Genomic DNA, 19,890 nt, shown 5'->3' with positions numbered 1-19,890 from the left:
ATGGCAGCATGACAAAGATAGCCTTCATCGGACTCGGCTCGATGGGCGGGCCCATGGCCCGAAATCTTCTCAAGAGCAGCTTTGAGGTTCAGGGCTTCGATATCGCCGCAAAGAGCCTGGCGGATCTACAAGCGGCGGGAGGCACGCCAGCCGCCTCGGCTGCCGGATCCTGCGCGGGTGCGATTTTTGTCGCGCTCATGGTGGTCGATGCGGCGCAGGCGCAAACGGTGCTCTTCACAGATGGAGCGCTGGCGGCCGCGCCTGCTGACGCGATCGTCTGTCTGATGGCGACCTGTCCGCCGAAATCGGTCGAATCAATCGCCGCGCGCGTTACCGCGACCGGGCGGGGATTCATTGACGCGCCGGTCTCGGGCGGCACTGCCGGGGCAATAGCCGGGACGCTTACGATCATGGCGGCTGCGCCGCAGGGCGTCTTCGAGGCAGCCCAGCCGATCTTCAAGGCGATGGGCGACAGGGTCTTCCACATCGGCGAGCGCCCCGGGCAGGGAGCAGCCGTCAAGACTGTCAATCAGCTGCTCTGCGGAGTTCACATCGCCGTCGCGGCCGAGGCCTTTTCGCTTGCTGAGAAGGTCGGCGTCGATGCCGCGTGCATGCTCACCATACTCTCGGGCACATCAGCCTCAAGTTGGATGCTGAAAGATCGCGGGCCGCGCATGATCATGGACGACACGGAAGTCTCCAGCACAATCGATATCTTCGTCAAGGATCTCGGCATGGTGCTCGAGGCGGGCCGAGAAACCAGGACGGCGCTGCCATTTGCCGCTTTGTCCCACCAGCTCTTCCTTTCCGTTTCCGGCCGCGGCGACGGACAAGTCGACGACAGCCAGGTGATCCGCGCCTATCGCGCCCTCAACGGTAAGTGAGCGATCGAGGGCAGGAGAATCCACTCGCCATCATTGCGACGCCGCGGCTCTATGGGGTGAAGAAGTCCTGCAGCCCGACTGGCCACGTTCTGGGACGACTATTGGGTGCTCGGCAACTCGACCGCTCCGCCCTTGATCAGCAGCCGACGTTGCGAGTCTCAGCCAGAGCCTGCGGAGCGACCTGACGGCCAATGGGATCTCATTCATCGAGGTCGACCCGGGGGGGGTTGCGAAATGCACCCGCTTCCCGCAGATGTGCAGCCATTATCTGGTGCAGCCGATTGCCTGGACGCCGCCTGGGCTGGGAGAAGGGTCAGGTTGAGAACCAGTTAAGTTTTTATGCGCGAGCGCTTTTTCACGCCGCGGGTGCGCTTCAGGACCTACGAGAAGCTGCATGCCTGGCTGCATGACAAGTCCGTCGCCTACGCCGATATGATCGGCGAGACGAAGCCTGCCACCGCCAAGTAATCGTGCGCAGGATCGCGCCGCGCGGCTGATGCGATTGCATCTCTCGCCGCGCCCCGCCGAGGGCATCTTCTGTCTGTCGGCCTAGGTTTCGCGCTTCGGGCCGAGCACGAACACTGTCAGGACGGCGGGGAACGTGGCAACCGCGCTGTACGCAAAGACACTGGCAACGCCGGCATTATCCACCAGCAGGCCGCCGAAGATCGCGCCGGCTGCGATGGCCACTTGGAACATTGCGGTCATCACCACACCGGCGCTTTCGGCCTGCTCAGGAACGGCGCGCAGCACCAGCCACGTCTGTAACCCCACGGGCACCGCGCCGAAGGCAAAGCCCATATGGCAACCGCAATCGCCGAGGCTGAGGCCGATGCTCCCACCGTCAGCAGCGAGACGGCGGCTATCGTTATGAGCAGGGGCGGCAGGGCCGCGACTGCCTTGAGGCTGTGCTTGGCCAGGTTTGCTCCGGCTAGATTGCCGAAGAAGCCGCCGAGGCCAGAAGCGAGCAACACCAGCGAGATCGTCTCGATATCGAGCGCGGAAACCTTCTCGAGAAAGGCACGGATGTAAGTGAAGCTGGCGAAGTGCCCAGAAGCGACCAGCAGGACGACCAGATACGCGACCCTGATCGTCCGATTCCTGGTCACGTCCAGCAGACTGCCGAATATAGCCACTTCAACCGGGGCAGCGTCGGAATGGTTATGAGTTGGACCAGCAGTGTAGCGGCATTAACGATTGCGACGATCATGAAGGCGCTCCCCATCCCCAGATATCGCCGACATAGGCGCCGATTGGAGCCGCGCAAACGGTAGCGACGGAAACGCCGGCGAGGATGATCGCCATGGCGCGCGGCAGAAAATGACTTGGAACGAGCCGCATCGCCAGCGCTGCCGAAATCGACCAGAAGCCTCCAAGCGCTATACCGAGTACGACGCTGCCGTCAGGAAAACCGGCAGCGACGAGGCGACAGGATGACGCGCTTGCCGGCAAAGTAGTCGTCGGATGTTCTTTCTTCCAGCGGTATAGATTTGGCCCCTGGACTGACTCGTCTCGAACACGCGTGAGAAAGGTAACGAAGGGAACCTTCTTTTGAACGGTCATCAACTTGCTCCTCTAGAAAAAACTGGTGCACTGGATTTCAGCTGGGACTGGCGCAATAGCGAGCTAGGGCTCGCGTGCCGGGGATAAGATGAGGCCCTCGCGGCTCTCAACGTCCTTTTCCATCCGGATGTATGGGAATGTCCTGGCTCCTGGTCTTCGTGACCCGAACGCCATCGATATGACTGAGCTGGAGGCCTCCGAGTCGCTTGGGCAATTTTTCCACGGCTATGGCGCCGGGCGCGGCATCGATCACACCCGCTGCTCGTACCCGGGAAAAAGTGATGGCAACCGGAAGTAGTCAGTATCGAAGTAAGCATGGGCGACCCTTTGATGGGACTCTTGGACACTTACATGCTGATCAGAACCGGCAAACGACAATTGCGCGAGCGCCACGTGTTGGCGTGCCGGTATCGAATCTGCCATGCGCGCCGGGCTCGCGCCTTGGCAGCTTTGTTGCCTTAGGAGGCAAGACAGTTCGAAGAAAGGTTACGGCCTAAGGACCGTCTTCAACGGCACTTCGTCATGGCGACAGCTCATCCACTGGTCAGACACAATGTTCGGTCGAACGTTACTCCAGAAAGCGTTCCTCGTCGGCTTTGACCTGATCCATTCTTTGCAAACGGAACACCTCCTCGACGGAAACGATGTCTCGGTTGACGTTGTGGATGCCGCGATCCTTGAGAATGCGCGCGAAGACATTCTTCATCGCCGTGACCGAAGCGCGGATCGCGTGGTTGCCGTAGATAACGATCGCGATCCTGCCGAGCGCCTTAATACGTTCCTCGTTCATCTCCGGATACGCCGTCGGCACGATCACGATTGGCGCCTTGCCGCTCCAGGCGCGCACGAAGCTTTCAACTTCGTCCGGCGTTTTCTGTTTCGAATGGACCAGGATCATGTCGGCCCCGGCCTGCACATAGGCCGTGGCGCGCTTCAGCGCTTCCTCTTCGCCGAGACCGGCGATCAGCGCTTCTGTCCGGGCGATGACGAGGAAGTCAGGGTCGGTGCGGGTGCTGATGGCCGCCTTGATCTTGCCCTGAAACTCCTCGACCCGAAGTAGTTCCTGGCGGCCGCCGGCGGCGAGGCTGGTGACCTTCGGGAAGGTCTTGTCCTCGATGACAACCGCCGAGGCGCCGGCGCGTTCATATTCGGAGATGGCATGGATGACATTGATCGCATTGCCGTAGCCGGTGTCGATATCGGCGACGATCGGCAGCGACGACCGGCCGGCGATCGCCCGCAGCATGTCGAGGTGCTGCGTCATCGAGATGAGGCTCATGTCCGGCAGACCGTAGAGGGCGGAGAGCTCAAAGCCTGAGGCCCAGATCCCGTCGAAACCGGCTTCCTCGGCCAAGACGGCCGAAAGCGGGCTATGGGCCGCCATGATGTGGACGAGGCCGCGTTCGGCCATGCGGTCACGCAGTTGCTTCGCTTTGCTCATACGTCTTCTCGCTTTCGGACAGGGCGGTGCAGGCGGCGAGAATGCGGCCGCAGGCGCGCTTCAACTCGTCCTCTGATGCGGCATAGGAAATGCGGATATAGGGTGAGGCCATGAAGCCGCTGCCGGGCACGACCGCGACGCCGAACTCTTCCAGCAGATGCATGGCGAAATCCATGTCGTTCTCGATCACCTTGCCCTTGCCGGTCACTTTGCCGATGACACCGGCGCAGGAGACGAAGACATAGAAGGCGCCGTCCGGCACGCGACACTTCAGGCCCTCGGCTTGATTAATCTGCTCGACGACGAGATCGCGGCGCTTGCGGAAGGCGGATACGAAATCGACGATGTGGTCCTGGTTGCCGGCGATGGCCTCGATCGCCGCATATTGCGAGATCGAACTGGTGTGCGACGACGTCTGGCCCTCGATCGTGTTCATCGCCTTAATGAGGTCTTTCGGACCGGCCCCATAGCCAAGGCGCCAGCCCGTCATGGCGCTGGACTTGGAAACGCCGTTGACCGTCAGCACCCTGTCGATGAGATCCGGCGCGGCCTCGGCCATCGTCGCGAAAGGCACGTCATAGACGAGTTTTTCATAGATATCGTCGGAAAGGACGTGGACGTGGCTGTGTCGGCGCAGGACTTCGGCCAGAGCGGCCAGATCGGTTTTGGAATAGACCGCGCCGGTGGGATTGTTCGGCGAATTCAGCATCAGCCATTTGGTGCGCGGCGTGATAGCCGCTTCCAGGTGTTCCGGCTTCAGCTTGAAACCCGACCGCTCGTGGCAGGCGACGAGCACCGGTTGGCCTCCGGCCAGCCGCACCATGTCCGGATAAGACACCCAGCAGGGCGTGGGGACGATGACCTCGTCCCCGGCATCGAGAGAGGCGAAGAGGCCGTTGAAGACGATCTGCTTGGCGCCACAGCCAACGGTGATGCGGTCGATGTCATAATCGAGCCCGTTGTCGCGCGAGAGCTTCTCCCGGATCGCCTCGCGCAGCGGCTTGACCCCGGCGACCGGCGTATAGCGCGTCTTGCCATCAAGGATGGCGGCGATGCCGGCCTGCTGGACGGATTCTGGCGTGTCGAAGTTCGGTTCGCCCTGGCTCAGTGTGATGATATCGATGCCTTGTTCGCGCAAGGCGCTCGCCTTGTCGGTCATGGCTTTTGTCTGGGAGGGGCGGACGGCCTGCAGTCTTTTGGCGAGTAGCGGCAATGGACTTTCCTCAGAGCAGGGGAGTTATGCCCAGAGCTAAATGAGGCGCTCTTAGCTCGCCAGCTTTGGCATCGCGGAAAGCGGCCAAAAGGATCGCGTTTTGCGATGCATCATTGCGGTCAGCAATTATTTCCCGGCGCTCTCATCCTCGGTTTTTTTCCGGCAGAGCCTCGTGAGCCAACGGGAGAAGGCGCGGGCGAGATCCGGATTGTCGCTGCGATCGACCGCATAGGCCCGGTACTGCATGCCGCTCGGCGCGCGCGAGCCGGGCAGCACGTCCAGGAAGCCCTGTCTGATCAGATCCGCGACGATGATATTGGGTGTCACCAGCAAAGTCTGACCGGTCGTTACCGCCGGCAGGGCTAGGTAGTAATGGTCGTAGCGTGCCCCGGAGATGATGTCCGACGTTTTCAGGTCCATGCCGCGAAGCCAGGTCGGCAGGATGTCCGGCCGCGACGTGACGGCAATCACCGATGTGGTGCGCAGCGCTTCGAGCCCGCGGCCGGCGACACAGTCGGGCGCCCCGACGCAGACGAGTTGTTCGTCGTAGAAATCCCATCGATCTCCGGGTTCGGTCAGCGTCAGGTCTCGGGTCAGAAGCACATCGAAGCTGTCGGTTGAGGCGGGGGCCGACAGGGTGCTGATGACGTCGACCGTAACGCCGCCCATTTCCTTCGAGAAGTCGCTCAAATTGGGAATCAGCAGCGTATAGGCAAAGGTCGAGAGCGAGGTCCTGACGACGAGCCGGTTGGCACCTTTGCCGTCACCGCGGCGCATCCGCTTTGCCGTAAAGAAAATCGTGTCGAGCGGCTCGGCAACGGCATCGGCGAATAGCCGCCCGAAATCCGTCAACCGACTCAGGCGTCCATGCCGTTCGAGCAGCTTTGCGCCGAAATACTCCTCGAGCACCGCGATGTGGCGGCTCACCGAGCTCTGGGTGATGCCAAGGGTTTTTGAAGCCCGGGTGACGCTGTTGTCGCGTGCGACCTGCACGAAAGCCCGAACAGCGTTGAGCGAAAGATCTTTGCCGTCTGACATGGCCGGTTTTAGTCGCCTTCCTAGATCATCCAAAAGAGCGTGTTTGCTATCGGATTATTCGATGATTGTCATGCGGTTGTAGCAAATCAGAGTGAGTACTCCCGCTCGTTCTCGCCGGGCACCGAGAAGTGCCGATGGCCGTAATAAAGAGTTTTCACAGCCCGAAGCAAACATCTGCTTCGCGAGACTACACTGGAGGCAGGTACGCACATGTTTTCGATAACGCGACGTAATCTATTGGTAGCCGGGGGGGCAAGCAGTCTTATGGCAATGACTGGAGTACCTTCAGCGAAGGCCCAGGGCGCCGCTCGCCGGACACTTAGAATCGGCATGTCCAGCTTCCCGCCCGCCGTCGAGCCTGTTTTGTACGCTCACACCGCGACACGGCGCATAGCGCCGCAGATGTTCGACACATTGCTCGCCTTCGACCAGACGTCCGCTATGACGTTACGTCCGGCCCTTGCGGAGCGTTGGGAACGGATGAACGCCAAGTCAGTTCGTCTTTTCCTGCGTAAGGGTGTGAAGTTCCATGATGACGGTGATTTCACCGCTGAGGATGTCGCCTTCACTTTGAGTCCTGAGCACCTGCTTGGCCCAGACATGGCAGGAAAGGTCACTGCCATGGCGACTCTGGACACCATCGACAAGGTCGACATCGTCGACAGCCACATTGTCGTTGTCCACACCAAAGACGAAGATGCGCTGATCGAGAAACGATTGGCGTCCTGGGGGGCGGAAATCGTCAGCAAGCGTGCTTTCGGAGCGTCAGGTTCCTGGGATGCCTGGACGGCTGCGCCGGTCGGAACAGGCCCGTATCGGATTGTCAGCCAATCACTCGATGTCGAAGTCGTTCTGGCCGCGCACGATGCCTACTGGGGTGGGCTGCCGCCCTTAGAAGGGATTCATTTCCGGATCATCCCCGAACTGGCTTCACGGGTCAACGCGCTCATCTCGGGCGAAGTGGACTTTATCACGGATCTCTCTCCCGACATGTTCTCGGAAATCAAGAAGCACCCCGAACTCGAAGTCTCCGGCGGCCCCGTTCAGAATATCCGCGCACTGAATATCGACACGACCGGTCCGGTCCTCGGCAAAGTTGGCGTGCGCCGTGCCCTTAGCCTCGCGATCGACCGAGAGGCTATCGTCCAGGCGCTTTGGCAGGACAGGCTGCTCATTCCCAACGGCTACCAACTCCCCAGCTTCGGCGATGCGTATATCGAGGATTTCCCCGGTCTCGCATACGACCCCGACTTGGCGCGTCAACTCCTACGCGAGAGCGGCTACAATGGTGAAATGATCACCTACCGATTGCTCAACAACTACTATCCCAACCAGGTCGCCGGCGCGCAGATAATGGTCGAAATGTGGCGGGCGGTCGGCATCAATGTCGAAATCCAGATGATGGAGAACTTCGCCCAGATCGAAAGCAAGCCGATCAACGCAATTTACGACAGTTCAAACACCGCCATCTTCCCGGACCCGCTCGGCCACGCCTGGCGCGTATTCGGACCATTTGGGGAGAACGTCAAAGAGGGTATCTGGAGCAATGATGAGTACTTCGGCCTTGGTGAGCAGTTGAAAAAGATGGCCGACCCGCAAGCGCGCCGGCCGATCATCCGCCAAATGCTCCAGATCGTTGACCGGGAAGATCCGCCTTGCGTGATCCTCCACGGTTCCGGTCAGTTCTATGGCAAGCGCAAGGATATCGCCTGGGTCCCGGGGCAGACACTCGACCTGAACTTCGGTCCTTTCAACGCCGCCCATACGCAAAACTGATGACCGCCAGAGGAGGGACGGCGATGGCAAATCTCGCCGGCACAACACCAGCATCCGCTTTGACGGCGGCTCGGTCGTCGCAACCGTTGCTCACGATCGAAGGCCTCACCGTCGACTTCAGCGGCGTCCAGGTAATTCGGGGGATCGACCTCACGGTCGCACGGGGCGAGTCAATCGGTATTGTAGGCGAGTCAGGTAGCGGCAAGTCCGTTACCTGGCTTGCCGCGCTCGGGCTTCTGCCTCGCACGGCTACCGTGTCGGGAAGCATTCGGCTGGACGGGGAAGAACTCCGTGGCGCAGCAGCGATGCGGCTTGACCGGATCAGGGGCGGACGCGTGGCGATGATCTTCCAGGATCCGTCGAGCGCGCTCAATCCTGTCATCCGAATTGGTCGGCAGGTTGGCGAAGTTCTCGCTCGACATCAGGGGCTGTCGGGATCGAGCATCCGGGCCGAGGCAAAACGTCTTTTCGAGCTCGTTGGCCTGCCGGACGCGGAACGTCGCTTCGACGCCTATCCCCATGAACTGTCCGGCGGTCAGAACCAGCGGGTCATGATCGCCACGGCGCTCGCCGGAAAGCCGGACGTCCTGGTTGCCGACGAGCCGACCACCGCGCTCGACGCGACAATCCAGGCCCAGATACTGGACCTCTTGACCACCATTCGGCGCGAGACGGGCATGGCTCTTGTTCTCATCAGCCACGATCTCGGCGTCGTTTCCGAAACCTGCGAACGCATTATGGTCATGTATGGCGGCCTCGTCGTCGAGACGGCGCCTTCAGAATCGATTTTTGCAAGTCCGCGGCATCCTTATACACAAGGGCTTCTTGCGGCCTTGCCGCCTTTCGAAGGCGCGTTGCGACAGCTCATTCCCATCGAGGGGCAGGTGCCGGAGCCTGAAAACATGCCTCCGGGGTGCCCGTTTGCGCCCCGTTGTCCGCAACGCATGGCGGTTTGTGAAGTAACCATTCCGCGACTCGCGCAAACCGAAGCCGGCGGCTTCTCCGCCTGCATAGCAGGGCCCGCCACGGAGGCCCAGAAGCCCTTAAGTCTCAAGACAAGCGTGCTGGCATGACTGCAGGTATTCTTGACCTGCACGGCATTTCGCGCAGCTATTCGACGCGGCAGGGTCTCTTCGGAAAAAAAGTGCCTGTCCATGCTGTCGATAAAGTCTCACTGTCTCTGAAAGAGGGGCAGACGCTGGCTCTCGTCGGCGAATCCGGTTCGGGAAAATCAACCACAGGACGGATCGCGCTCGGCCTTGAACGGCCGAACAGCGGATATGTGCTCTTCCGCGGTACTGAACTGCCGGCCACCGATACACCAGCGTGGCGCCGTATGCGAGCGCAGATGCAAATGATCTACCAGGATCCGCTCGCTGCGCTGGACCGCCGACTGTCAATCATCGATCAGGTCCGGGAACCACTGGACATCCATGACATCGGGTCTGCATCGAAGCGTAACAACAAAGCGCTGGCTATGCTCGACGCGGTTGGCCTGAATGCGAGTCATGCCACGAGCCTGCCTTATCAACTGTCGGGTGGGCAGCGTCAGCGTGCTGTTCTTGCTCGGGCGCTGATCATGCAACCGGCGTTGCTGGTCTGCGACGAGCCGGTCTCGGCTCTCGACGTTTCGATCCAGGCCCAGGTCGTGAACGTCCTCATGGACCTTCAGAAGGAATTGCGTCTCAGTCTCCTCTTCATCAGTCATGATCTGAAAGTGGTTCGCCAGGTCAGTCAGAGTATGGCTGTGATGTATCTCGGCCGCATCGTCGAATTTGGCGAGACACATCTTCTGCTCTCGAACCCCACCCACCCCTATACTAAGGCGCTTGTCTCAGCGGTACCTGTTGCAGGTCGGCGCACGCGCGAGCGCATCATACTCAAAGGTGAACCACCCAACCCTGCAGCCCGTCCGACCGGCTGCGCGTTCCACCCTCGCTGTGCCATCGCGCGGCCGGAGTGCGTGAGTGTCTGCCCCACATTCTCAACTCTGCCGGACGGACGCTCCGTTGCCTGTCATGCCGTGCATACCAACCCGCCGACCAAGGAGGTTGGCTCCTGATGTTTCGTTTCTTTGCCATCCGTGTCTTACGTGCCGTTCTGACAGTCGCGCTGGTGGTCACGTTCGCCTTCATCGTCCTGAGGCTCTCGGGAGATCCGGCCCGCAGCATCATGGGGGACGACGCTTCGCCCGAGGCCATGGCCGCCTTTCGCCGGGAGTGGGGTCTGGATCAGCCACTTTGGATGCAATATCTCCATTACTTCGCAGCAATCTTTCAAGGCGAGTTCGGCCGTTCGATGCGTGGAGGCGGGCCCGCGCTTGATCTTGTCCTGGGACGTATCCCGGCGACCCTCATGCTGACCCTGCCTGCGCTCCTGATGAAGTTGGCGATTGGCATTCCAGCCGGTATCTATGCCGCTTTGCATAGGAACACCGCTATTGACCGCGCCGTCATGGTCACGGCGGTCGCAGGTTATACTGTACCAAGCTTTGTCCTCGGCCTCGTATTGGTTCAAGTCCTTGCAATCTGGTTTGCCTGGCTGCCGACCGGCGGCACCGGCAGTTTGCAGCATCTCATCCTGCCGATCATCACTCTCGGCGTTGGCGGCGCCGCGGTGCTTGCCCGATTCGTTCGAAGTGCAATGCTGGAGGTGCTGGGGCAGCCCTACATCCGTACCGCCAGCGCAAAGGGAATCCCCTGGGCCGCGGTTGTGCGTGGTCACGCGCTGCCGAACGCCGCGATTCCAACCGTTACGATTGTCGGCTTCATGGTTGGCAATCTCATAGCGGGTTCGGTTGTGGTCGAGAGCGTGTTCTCCTGGCCGGGTGTCGGCAATCTGCTGGTCGTGTCGGTGGCAGCCCGCGATCTGGCGGTCGTGCAATGCATTCTCCTGCTGGTGGCCGTCGCAATGGTGCTTTCCAATCTCATCGTGGACTTCCTCTACGGCTTCCTCGACCCGCGCCTGGCCGAAGCCAACTCCTCCGGAGGACACTGAGAATGAACATGATGGAAGAAGTGAGCGAAACGGCAGCTGGCACGCGGAAGAACACCAAACACCACCCAATCCCATTCACCGTCATCGCCAGCCTGCTCTGGATTGTTTTTGTCGTTGGTATAGCGCTGCTCGCCGATCAAATCGCTCCGTACCGATACACCGCTCTTGATCTGCCAAACCGGTTGGCTTCGCCATTCCATCCGCGGCATCTGCTTGGAACGGACGAACTGGGACGCGATATTCTATCACGATTGATCGTGTCCGTTCGTATCTCAGTTCTGGTCGCTCTGGCGGCAACGCTGATTTCGGCGTGGTTCGGCACGACCATGGGCTTTGCGGCGGCCCACTTTCGAGGTCGGGTCGAACAGTTCATCCTGATGCTCGCTGACTTCCAGGCAGCCATGCCATTCCTCATCCTTTCCCTGTCGGTCCTTGCGTTTTTCGGGAACGCTTTGCCGTTGTTCATTGGACTGATGGGGCTTTACGGCTGGGAGCGCTATGCCCGTATCGCACGCGGGCTTGCGATCGCCGCCAGCGCGCAAGGCTACGCCAGCGCCGCCCGTCAATTGGGTGCGAGCCCAATGCAGGTATATCTGCGGCACATCCTCCCGAATATCTCATCGACGCTCATTGTTTCCATGACGCTGACTTTCCCGGAGATCATCCTCATGGAAAGCAGCCTGTCCTTTCTGGGCCTTGGCGTTCAGCCCCCGATGACGAGCCTCGGAAACATGCTCGGCTATGGCCGGGAGTATATGACACGTGCGCCATGGATCATGTTTGCGCCAGCTGCGCTGATCGTTACGACGACGCTCTCCGTCAGCCTGTTGGGCGACTGGCTGCGCGACCGGTTGGACAAGGGACTGCAGTAACGGGAACGCAGCGAAGGCCGCCTCATCAGGGACAAGAGGATCAAACAGATGCAAGGTTTCACAAATGAAACGATTGCTATTGGAGCGTGGGGCAATCGGTTGCTCGAACGAAACGACGGAAATTGAGCCCGGCATGGTGCTCCCATATGAGTGGCCCTGGTATGTCCGCGGTCTCGGAGCGTTCATGCTGGAAAATCAATTCATTATCGGCGCCGACTCTTCCGAACCATTCTGGTCTTTGTCGCGCGTCCTCGCGATATGCGACTGCTAGCGAAATGGCGTCTTTGTCAACGTGAACTGCGAGATACACGGTATGCGCTTCCTCATCGTCAGTTTCGACGGCCTGCGCCCTGACCTAGTCGCACCCGACCTGACGCCGAACCTCTGCCGTCTACAGGCCCAGGGCATCACTCTGTCGAACCATCGCACGGTCTATCCAAGCGAAACCCGCTCGGCCTTTCCCAGCTTGGTGACCGGTTCGACCACGAGCCGGCACGGCATGGTTGGGAACATATATGTCGACCGTTCAGTCACTCCGTCCCGCTACATCGACACAGAAGACGCGGTTCTCCTGCGCAAGCTTGACCTGGAAAGCGGTGGGCGGCTGATGTCCACACAGACACTGGGGGAAATCCTCGCTTCGGCCGGTCGGAGTCTTGCCGTCTTGGCCACCAACTCGCCCGGCACGACGCGCTTTTTCCACCACAAGGCCGAGGATTTCGGGCATGTTCGGCTCTCGGGGCATTTCCGCGAGGCCTGCACGCCGGACGATCTGCTGGCTGAAGCCGAAGAGCTTGTCGGGCCGTTGCCGCCGAAACCGCCCAGCACTAAGCCTGACAAGGCCGGCCAAGACTGGGTCACATCAGCATTTCTCGATGTCATTTGGCCGAAATGCCGGCCGGACGTCACGGTCCTCTCCTACGGCGAGCCAGACGTCAGCTCGCACTTCCACGGCACAGGCGCTGAGGCGACTCGGACCATCATCGCACATTGCGACCACCAGTTTGGCCGAGTGCTCGACTGGTGGGAAGCGGAGGGACGTGCTGAAGGCGTACAGATTATCGCGATCTCCGACCACGGACACATCACGGGTCATACCCAGGTTTCGGTCGTCGAGCGCCTGCGCGATGCGGGCTGCCGACCCGGTACGGCACCCGCACCGGATGTCGATGTCGTGGTGGTGCCCGGGCAGGTCGGCGCGCTCTATCTCGCTGACCCAAGCGACGAACGGATCGCTCGGATCGTGGCCACGATCACCGGCGAGCCTTGGTGCGGGCCGGTCTTTACCCGCGCCAAGAATGATATCGAGGGCATCGCCCTCGGCAGTCTCGGGAGCCACCTTGTTTTCATCGATCATGTCCGCGCGCCGGACGTGTCCTTTTGCTTCCGCGCGAATGACAGTGTCGATCCATTCGGCCTTGTCGGCGGCACGTTCTACGAAAACAACCGCCGTGCAGGCCTCGGCGTTCATGGTGGTCTTCATCCTAGGGAACTGGTCGCCCTCGGTGTTGTTGCTGGTTCGGCTTTCCCCTGGCAGGGGTCTTCTGTGGTCCCATCTGGGATCTGCGATTTCGCACCGACCATTCTGCACCTCTTGGAGATAAAGCAGCCGGAAAGCATGACCGGCCGGGTTCTGACCGAAGTTGTGGAGCCAGGCCAGAAGGCTGCCCCAGAAAGTCGCAGTGAAGCTTTTGATGCGGGGCTTGGCCGTTTCAGGCAGGTTCTTCGGCGTGTCCGGGTCGGAGCCTCGACCTACATCGAGAGCGGAACGGCGGAATGATAGGACCGCATGTTTGCGCAGCGGCAAGCCTTCGACGAAAGGAAAGGCGACCATCAACGTGATGCGCCGATGCTTGATGCGCCTTTCCAACGCGACCTCCACTCGTATGCCATGTTCCAGCTCGGCTTGGACGCATGCGCGCTGAGGCCAATGGGCATGGTCCGGACCAATCCACTCCACCAGATATCGTCGAAAGCTTCTCTTTGAGGTCGCTGAGATAGATTGAGAAGGAAAGGAGATTCTGCTTGCCAGTCCCTTGTTCCTGCAACAATCGATCCAGCTCTGTTTGCTCGGCGATGTCGCCGTTGTAGACGCCGGCGATCGCGACCAACCATGTCAGCGGGCCAAAAGCCGATCCCGAGCTTCTCCCCGGGGCCACACCTCACTTGGGACACGCTGGATTTTCCATCGGTTCGCCATTTTTCTTTCTCCGTTTCGTACCTTCTCTACGTTTCGGCGACCTCCTGCAGGCGCTCTACAAGAAGCCTGTTTTCGTCGAACGTCCGCGCAGCAATACGCAGGTACCGAGTTCCCTTGCTGAGCGTTTTGGCCCCGCTGTGGCGAATCAGGACTCGATGGTGCGCAAGGAGCTTTTCCGCGAGCGCGACTCCATCTGGCCAATCATCTGGAAGGCGGCAGAAGACGAAGTTTGCATCGGGCCGAAGTACATGCATATCAGGGATCTTCGCGAGTTCTGAATAGAGCTGGTCGCGATCCCGGCGCACCTGAGTCCAGCTTTCCTCCGCTTCGCGCTGGTAGCTCGGCAGAGCGTGGAGGAAAAACTCTCCCAAAGTACTTACATTCCATGCCGGCAAATTGCTTCGCACGGATGATATCAGATTTTGATCGCTTGTGAGCATGTAACCGAGACGTAGTCCGCAAACACCGAATATTTTCCCGAGGCTTTTGAATATCACAAGGTTTGGATATTCTTGGATTCTGTCCTCGACACTTCCGCAAGCCCCCTCTGGGGTGAATTCGACGAACGATTCATCGACAATGATCCGAATATTTCTCGCTAGAAGTATTTTTGTGAGGTGGAGAAGCTCCTGCCGTAACACTCCCCTAGAGGTTGGATTGTTCGGCGAAATGACAACGACCGCGTCGGCATTATGCGCTATCGCATGCCAGGCGAACTTCTCGACATCGAGCTCGAAGTCCGGAGCAGGTAAAGGAAACCGCGCCAGCCGTTCGGGCGACACCACCTGCTCGTATGGATTGAAGGACGGTGTCGGAACGGCTAAGCGCCAGTTTAGCGCTTGGATGCTCGCATGAATCAGTTCCGCAACGCCATTGCCAACAGCGAGGTTCCGCGGATCTTGGGAAATCAAGCTGCCCAACTGCTCAGCAAGATGTGGCTGCGGTGACGGATAGCAACTGATGAGCTCGGGAAGCCGCTCGCCAAGCGCGGTATAGAAGCCATGGGGCGGAAAGTATAGATTTACCAGCAGAACATGATCGGTGATACCATAGCGCCAATACCCGCCGGGAAAATCATGAACGAGTGAACGACTAAGGGGCTCGCCAGGCAAAGGTGTAGGTTGCATAATCTAGGCTCCCATATCTATCCAATTTTGGTTCGGTTCAGATTGACCGGCCCGTCCATGCATGAGTGTGATGGAGTGTGATGACCTTGGTTTTCCCCGCTACGCGATCCAGCACAGGTTTTAAGATCTCGCGCGAGCGTTCTGAGCCGATTTGCCTCGGGACATCGTGGTAGGATCTCCACATGTCCAAGTAGGTGGCTGCGGTCATCACCTCATGATGCGCATGGCAATCGAAAGCACTTGCCGAATCCGCCCGGTTTAGTGAGCACCGTCTCGATTCGGCCGAATAACTTGTAGACGTTGTTTCGACCCCGTCTGTCCAATGGGATGCGGTTCCCATGCAGACCCAGTCACAGATGCGTCCGGGGGTCCGGTTCCTCCGCTGAACCCACCGTCCATTCGAAATCGACGGCCGGTCCGAACGCGGGTCGCTGATCCGACATTCCCTTGCTCGGTTCGATTGCGTAACCATGCAAACGCCGTTGGGCCAGGTGAGTTTGCCGGTTCCCGCCCCGACATCTGCAACGACAGCGCGCGGTCATCTTGCCAGGATGAAAGAGGAGAGCACATCGAGCGCTACCGCCGCATAAAGAGGGCAGTGTTCGGCGACAGCGCCTAGATCGTGCCATTTGATCGGACTATTCATTTGCGAGCTGCTTTACCGTGAGGTGAGAGACGGACTGGCTTCGGCCGGCTACCTCGCCGAAAAGCCGCGATAAGCTAGGAATATTGATGCCACGACCGCGAATACGGTGACCGCTGCATACATTGTGCGATTCATACTTGGCACGGGGATGGGCAGCACGTGCAGAACCGCAAGCAACAAGAAGAGTCCGCATGTAGCAGTGTTCCACAGTGGGAAAGGAATCCACGCTGCGATAAGCATAAGAACTGCCATGAGCGGAACGTCGTAGGAAAGCGGAACGCCGGTGAAATACCCTTTTGCGGACATCCCGAAATTGCTGAAATAACTCAATCGCAAAGCACCAGCGAGTATCAGAGCGAGCCCCGTTACAAACGGTAAGACGCCGCCTGTTCCGATTTGCATTAGTACCGCGGCCGGAATGACGGCGCCGTACAGGAGGTCAGCAAATCCATCCAGACTCTTCCCCATATTGGCCGTCTCTGCAGACCGGTTTTTCGTTCGCTTCGCGACCACTCCGTCGAAATGGTCTGCCAAGACCGCCCAGAGCGCTGCCGCGATGGCAAGCTCCGGTCTGCCCGATTGCGCAAAATAGAGCGCGGTTGCTGATGCCAGGAGGCCAAGCATCGTGATCTGGTTCGCGCGGTCCGAGAGATAGATGATCATTGGAAGCCCTCCGATCCTATCTCGACACGATTTTGATGCCGGAAAAGAAGATCCGCGTTAGGTGAAAATATGTTCTCTGCAGTTCGTAGATCGGCCTCGCTGTCTATCTCGTACCATCGCAGCTCATCGCAGCGGGCAGCCGCAAGCCGGAGGCCGCGGCTTTCGATGAGATGAGCAAGAAGCTCCTCCATGTAAGCTTTGATCGCACCGGAACCGATGAGATTATCAAGGGCCGGCACGATTATCGTGCGGAGCGTGGCGCCGGAGAAGCGAATGAGATTCATTGTCTTGAAGAGAGCCGGGCCGCCGGAAACTAGGTCCGCAGCTGTTTGTTTAAGCCGGACCTCGGAAATAAATCCGCCTTCGGACAAGATTACTGCAGAGCCCTCCATCGACGGATGAAAAGGCGCTACTGCGGCTGAATTCGCTGCGTCATCTATCGTCAAGCGCCGAAGCGCGTCCTCCTCAAAGAAGACGTCGCCCTCAAGAAGATAGCAGTCTCCCGATAGTAAATCGTCGCGTGCCAGCCAGAGCGAATAGGCGCTGCCCGTGCTGTCGAAGACCGTCGACTCCACATAATTGATATCGAGCCCACCGAAGCGTCGGCCGCAGGAATATTGAATCGCGTCTTTGCGATAGCCGACGACGATCGTCACCTCCCGAACGCCGACTGCCTCGAGGTTCTGCAAGGCTTGTGAAGGATCGGCGTGCCATTGACTTCGACCAGCGGCTTCGGCCGCAGATCGGTGAGCGGACGCAGGCGCGAGCCAAACCCGGCGGCAAGAATCACCGCCTTTCTCGGAGCAATTGCAGTCATGGGTCTATAGCCCCTCTTTTTTGGTTGCTGCGACGATTCTTTCGGTTCCAGGCGTTAAGGACGCTGACCACACGCTCAAGGCCTGGCTCGAGTTGCTCCGGCGGAATGCCATAGGAGAGCCTGAGCCCCATGGGATCGCCGAAGGCAGTGCCTGACACGCCGGCCACGCCGGCCTGCGCGAGCAGTGCGGCCACGATGTCGTCAGCCGTCCTGGCGTGACCATTGGCGAGCGTCGGCCGCAACAGGCCGGACAGATCGAGATAGAAATAGAACCCGCCCTGTGCTACAGGCATCGGCACGCGACGCAGCTCGGAGAGGGCGGTAAGCCCAGCCTGCCGCGCCGCCGTCAGTCGACCCTTGAGCCGGGCTTCAAAGGCGCCATCTCCCTCACGCAGGTGGTGCAGCACGGCATGCTGGGCAACGACATTCGGGTTCGATGTCGTGTGCGACTGAATCGCCTTGACAGCCGTGATCAGTTCCTTCGGCGCAGCGAGATACCCGATGCGCCAGCCGGTGAGGGCCAGGCTTTTGGAGAAGGCATTGACGATCACCGTCCGAGCCCGGACCTCCGGGGCCAGTGACACCACCGGATGATGCCGATGGCCATCATAGGTGAAGGGGCCGTAACATTCATCGAAGATGATCCAGAGATCCCGATCCATCGCCAGCTGGGCGATGCCCGAAAGAGTCTCCGCGTCGTAGACGGCGCCGCTGGGGTTGGCGGGCGTGTTGACGACGATGGCCCGGGTCATCGGCGTGATGACGCGTTGGATGTCGTCGATCCGTGGAACGTAGCCGTTTCTTCGCGTGTCGATATGGACTGGGGTGCCGCCGGCGATCTGGACCTGCGCTGGGAATGTCGTCCAGTAGGGTGCGGGAATGATGACCTGGTCGCCGGGATTGATCAGCGTCATCGCCACGTTGAAAAGAGCCTGCTTGGCGCCGTTCGTCACGGCGAGCTCGTCGGCCCGCCAGAGCTGCCCCGTCTCGACCGATACCTTCCGTGCCAGCGCCTCGCGCAACTCCATCAAGCCGATGGTGTCAGTGTAGCGGTTCAGGCCTTGTCGAATCGCCTCGATCGCTCCGTCCCGGATCGTCGGTGCCAGATCGCTCCAGATCTCGCCGGCCGTGAGATCAACAATCTCCATCCCGGCATCAGCAGCCGCGTTTGCTGCAGCACGCGCTGCTGCCGTGCCGCTTGAGCCGAACAAGCTCATCCGTCGCGCAAGCATGTGCACCCTCCGCAACCAAGTTTGGTTGGTTCTTTCAATGCCTGGGGCTGTGTGATGTGCTTCGGCAGATACCGCCCTTCCGCCTGAGCCAGTTCGTTGTAGCCCATCAGCCTGAACAGCTCGTCGAGGCCGGCAACTTGGTCCTCGATCGCGGCGACGCTTTCTTCCAACCGAATACGGCCGCAGATGTCACGCATGCCAGCGATCGCCGCCCGCATCGAATGGTTGGCCCAGATGACGGTCGAAATGCCGGCATCACGATAGACTGAAGTCGGGGTTTTGTAGTATTTGGTCGGGACGATGACGACCGGCAGCTTGTTGTTCCATTCTTTGGCGAAGGTCAGGATCTCGTCTGCGACGTCCTCGCGGGAGTGGATGAGGATTGCGTCGGCGCCGGCCTCTGAATAAGCGTCGGCCCGGGACAGCGCCTCATCGAGACCGTGACCGGCGATCAGCGCCTCGATCCGCGCGACGACGACGAAATCCGGTCCCGTCGTGTCTTTTACGGCCTCGAGACGGCCGCAGAATTCGTCAATGTCAGCGAGCAGATGCCGATCGCCGACGAAGGAGTTCATTTTCGGGAACCTCTTGTCCTCAAGGCAGATGCCGCTGGCGCCGCGTTGCTCAAGCTTCCGCGCGACCAAGCGAGCATTGTTGAAATTTCCGAAGCCGCTGTCACCGTCGACAAGAACGGGGATGTTCGTCGCATCGACTATGTGCTCGACGACGTCGACGACTTGCGTCCAACTCGCTTCGTTGGCGTCCCGATAGCCAAGTGCCGAGGCGATGGAAAGACCAGAAGCCCAGAGCCCGCGAAAACCGGCACGCTCGGCAATCGCTGCCGAAAGCCCATCATGCGCTTCCATCAAAAATGTCAGGTCGTCAGAAAGAATGAGCTCGCGAAGGGTCGTCGATGACTCCGTCACCGGCAAGACTCCCGCCCCGAACGAAATAGCCTCGCTCATTGTATGACCTCCTCCATAAACCTAGGTCCAATGAACTCGGTGAAACGGGATGATTACTCATCGTCGCCCTGACCTCGATGTAGAAAAGTCCTTTGGCCTACATATGCGCAATGCTCGTGAGATCCGCTGGAAGCGGCTCTGTGCCGGAGCACACGTTACAGTTCAAGTTGCAAGAGCCATGCCAGCTAAAAAGCCGTTGTTATTGCAATAGGTTGGCTTTGCGCGGCTGGTTCCGTTTGTTTGTGACGATACAATTCTGTCGGGATCGCGACAGTGGAAAAGCTACATAACGGTGCGAGGTTGGCAGGTCGCCCACTAATCGTGATGTCCTTGGTGCCACGCTAGAGCGCGTCCTGTTTAATCCGGTTCATATCTTGCAGCCTTGAATTAGTTTTGCACACCCGACAGGGGTGAATTGGCCGAGGACCGAGCCCACGGCGCCCCACGGGCCTTGGT

14 protein-coding genes and 3 pseudogenes are annotated in these 19,890 nt (G+C 59.7%); 8 read left to right on the top strand and 9 right to left on the bottom strand.

The features are described from left to right. Positions 1-8 precede the first annotated feature (8 nt). Positions 9-884: an NAD(P)-dependent oxidoreductase gene (locus tag AC56QQ_RS31575; protein WP_497124642.1), complete on the top strand. Its 876-nt coding sequence runs from the start codon at positions 9-11 to the stop codon at positions 882-884. 241 nt (positions 885-1,125) lie between these two features. After that, a pseudogene (locus tag AC56QQ_RS31570) lies at positions 1,126-1,313 on the top strand (IS21 family transposase); the annotation flags it as partial. A gap of 120 nt (positions 1,314-1,433) precedes the next feature. Here AC56QQ_RS31570 and AC56QQ_RS31565 read toward each other — a convergent pair. The 4 genes and pseudogenes from AC56QQ_RS31565 to AC56QQ_RS31550 form a co-directional block, all read right to left on the bottom strand. Beyond that, a pseudogene (locus AC56QQ_RS31565) lies at positions 1,434-2,311 on the bottom strand (MFS transporter); the annotation flags it as partial. Between the two features lie 704 nt (positions 2,312-3,015). Next, the gene (locus AC56QQ_RS31560) at positions 3,016-3,888 is read right to left on the bottom strand and encodes a phosphonopyruvate hydrolase (protein ID WP_497124641.1); all 873 of its coding nucleotides are present in this window, start codon (positions 3,886-3,888) and stop codon (positions 3,016-3,018) included. After that, entirely contained in the window at positions 3,863-5,047 is a 1,185-nt protein-coding gene (locus AC56QQ_RS31555; RefSeq protein WP_497124640.1) for a pyridoxal phosphate-dependent aminotransferase, read from the bottom strand. Before AC56QQ_RS31555 ends, AC56QQ_RS31560 begins: the two co-directional genes overlap by 26 nt. Positions 5,048-5,227: 180 nt before the next feature. Beyond that, on the bottom strand, positions 5,228-6,139 hold the full coding sequence (locus AC56QQ_RS31550) for a LysR family transcriptional regulator (RefSeq protein WP_497124638.1): 912 nt from the start codon (positions 6,137-6,139) through the stop codon (positions 5,228-5,230). Between the two features lie 330 nt (positions 6,140-6,469). Between AC56QQ_RS31550 and AC56QQ_RS31545 the strand changes: the two genes are divergently transcribed. The 6 genes from AC56QQ_RS31545 to AC56QQ_RS31520 all read left to right on the top strand — a co-directional run bounded on the left by AC56QQ_RS31545 (position 6,470) and on the right by AC56QQ_RS31520 (position 13,564). After that, a complete protein-coding gene (locus tag AC56QQ_RS31545; RefSeq protein ID WP_497124637.1) occupies positions 6,470-7,915 on the top strand; it encodes an ABC transporter substrate-binding protein in 1,446 nt (481 codons plus the stop codon). 23 nt (positions 7,916-7,938) lie between these two features. Then, on the top strand, positions 7,939-8,988 hold the full coding sequence (locus AC56QQ_RS31540; RefSeq protein ID WP_497124636.1) for an ABC transporter ATP-binding protein: 1,050 nt from the start codon (positions 7,939-7,941) through the stop codon (positions 8,986-8,988). Next, entirely contained in the window at positions 8,985-9,977 is a 993-nt protein-coding gene (locus AC56QQ_RS31535) for an ABC transporter ATP-binding protein (protein WP_497124635.1), read from the top strand. Before AC56QQ_RS31540 ends, AC56QQ_RS31535 begins: the two co-directional genes overlap by 4 nt. Next, positions 9,977-10,912: an ABC transporter permease gene (locus AC56QQ_RS31530; protein ID WP_167458557.1), complete on the top strand. Its 936-nt coding sequence runs from the start codon at positions 9,977-9,979 to the stop codon at positions 10,910-10,912. The genes AC56QQ_RS31535 and AC56QQ_RS31530 overlap by 1 nt, the downstream gene beginning before the upstream one ends. An 8-nt stretch (positions 10,913-10,920) precedes the next feature. Continuing rightward, entirely contained in the window at positions 10,921-11,784 is an 864-nt protein-coding gene (locus tag AC56QQ_RS31525) for an ABC transporter permease (RefSeq protein WP_497129199.1), read from the top strand. Between the two features lie 313 nt (positions 11,785-12,097). Continuing rightward, on the top strand, positions 12,098-13,564 hold the full coding sequence (locus tag AC56QQ_RS31520) for an alkaline phosphatase family protein (RefSeq protein ID WP_497124634.1): 1,467 nt from the start codon (positions 12,098-12,100) through the stop codon (positions 13,562-13,564). 446 nt (positions 13,565-14,010) lie between these two features. Here AC56QQ_RS31520 and AC56QQ_RS31515 read toward each other — a convergent pair whose 3' ends face one another. The 5 genes and pseudogenes from AC56QQ_RS31515 to aepX form a co-directional block, all read right to left on the bottom strand. Then, positions 14,011-15,111, bottom strand: coding sequence for a pyridoxal phosphate-dependent aminotransferase (locus tag AC56QQ_RS31515; protein ID WP_497124633.1), 1,101 nt, complete (start codon positions 15,109-15,111; stop codon positions 14,011-14,013). A gap of 694 nt (positions 15,112-15,805) precedes the next feature. Beyond that, complete coding sequence (locus tag AC56QQ_RS31510) at positions 15,806-16,420, bottom strand: CDP-alcohol phosphatidyltransferase family protein (protein ID WP_489859473.1); 615 nt, start codon at positions 16,418-16,420, stop codon at positions 15,806-15,808. Further along, positions 16,417-17,237: pseudogene (locus AC56QQ_RS31505) on the bottom strand (phosphocholine cytidylyltransferase family protein). Before AC56QQ_RS31505 ends, AC56QQ_RS31510 begins: the two are co-directional and overlap by 4 nt. After that, positions 17,234-18,469 (bottom strand): aminotransferase class I/II-fold pyridoxal phosphate-dependent enzyme, encoded by a 1,236-nt coding sequence (locus tag AC56QQ_RS31500; protein WP_497124632.1) that lies wholly within the window; start codon positions 18,467-18,469, stop codon positions 17,234-17,236. Before AC56QQ_RS31500 ends, AC56QQ_RS31505 begins: the two are co-directional and overlap by 4 nt. Then, positions 18,451-19,434, bottom strand: a complete 984-nt coding sequence (gene aepX, locus AC56QQ_RS31495) for a phosphoenolpyruvate mutase (protein ID WP_497124631.1) — start codon at positions 19,432-19,434, stop codon at positions 18,451-18,453. The genes AC56QQ_RS31500 and aepX overlap by 19 nt, the downstream gene beginning before the upstream one ends. Between the last annotated feature and the right edge of the window lie 456 nt (positions 19,435-19,890).

Source organism: Mesorhizobium sp. RCAM 05099 (assembly GCF_059683685.1).
The sequence above is the reverse complement of the archived record's forward strand: the minus strand, read 5'-3'. Positions and strand labels throughout refer to the sequence as shown.

Coding starts and splice junctions, on each gene's coding strand:
- AC56QQ_RS31575 (WP_497124642.1), top strand. CDS start 9: ATGACAAAGATAGCCTTCATCGGACTCGGCTCGATGGGCGGGCCCATG.
- AC56QQ_RS31560 (WP_497124641.1), bottom strand. CDS start 3,888: ATGAGCAAAGCGAAGCAACTGCGTGACCGCATGGCCGAACGCGGCCTC.
- AC56QQ_RS31555 (WP_497124640.1), bottom strand. CDS start 5,047: ATGACCGACAAGGCGAGCGCCTTGCGCGAACAAGGCATCGATATCATC.
- AC56QQ_RS31550 (WP_497124638.1), bottom strand. CDS start 6,139: ATGTCAGACGGCAAAGATCTTTCGCTCAACGCTGTTCGGGCTTTCGTG.
- AC56QQ_RS31545 (WP_497124637.1), top strand. CDS start 6,470: ATGTCCAGCTTCCCGCCCGCCGTCGAGCCTGTTTTGTACGCTCACACC.
- AC56QQ_RS31540 (WP_497124636.1), top strand. CDS start 7,939: ATGGCAAATCTCGCCGGCACAACACCAGCATCCGCTTTGACGGCGGCT.
- AC56QQ_RS31535 (WP_497124635.1), top strand. CDS start 8,985: ATGACTGCAGGTATTCTTGACCTGCACGGCATTTCGCGCAGCTATTCG.
- AC56QQ_RS31530 (WP_167458557.1), top strand. CDS start 9,977: ATGTTTCGTTTCTTTGCCATCCGTGTCTTACGTGCCGTTCTGACAGTC.
- AC56QQ_RS31525 (WP_497129199.1), top strand. CDS start 10,921: ATGATGGAAGAAGTGAGCGAAACGGCAGCTGGCACGCGGAAGAACACC.
- AC56QQ_RS31520 (WP_497124634.1), top strand. CDS start 12,098: ATGCGCTTCCTCATCGTCAGTTTCGACGGCCTGCGCCCTGACCTAGTC.
- AC56QQ_RS31515 (WP_497124633.1), bottom strand. CDS start 15,111: ATGCAACCTACACCTTTGCCTGGCGAGCCCCTTAGTCGTTCACTCGTT.
- AC56QQ_RS31510 (WP_489859473.1), bottom strand. CDS start 16,420: ATGATCATCTATCTCTCGGACCGCGCGAACCAGATCACGATGCTTGGC.
- AC56QQ_RS31500 (WP_497124632.1), bottom strand. CDS start 18,469: ATGCTTGCGCGACGGATGAGCTTGTTCGGCTCAAGCGGCACGGCAGCA.
- aepX (WP_497124631.1), bottom strand. CDS start 19,434: ATGAGCGAGGCTATTTCGTTCGGGGCGGGAGTCTTGCCGGTGACGGAG.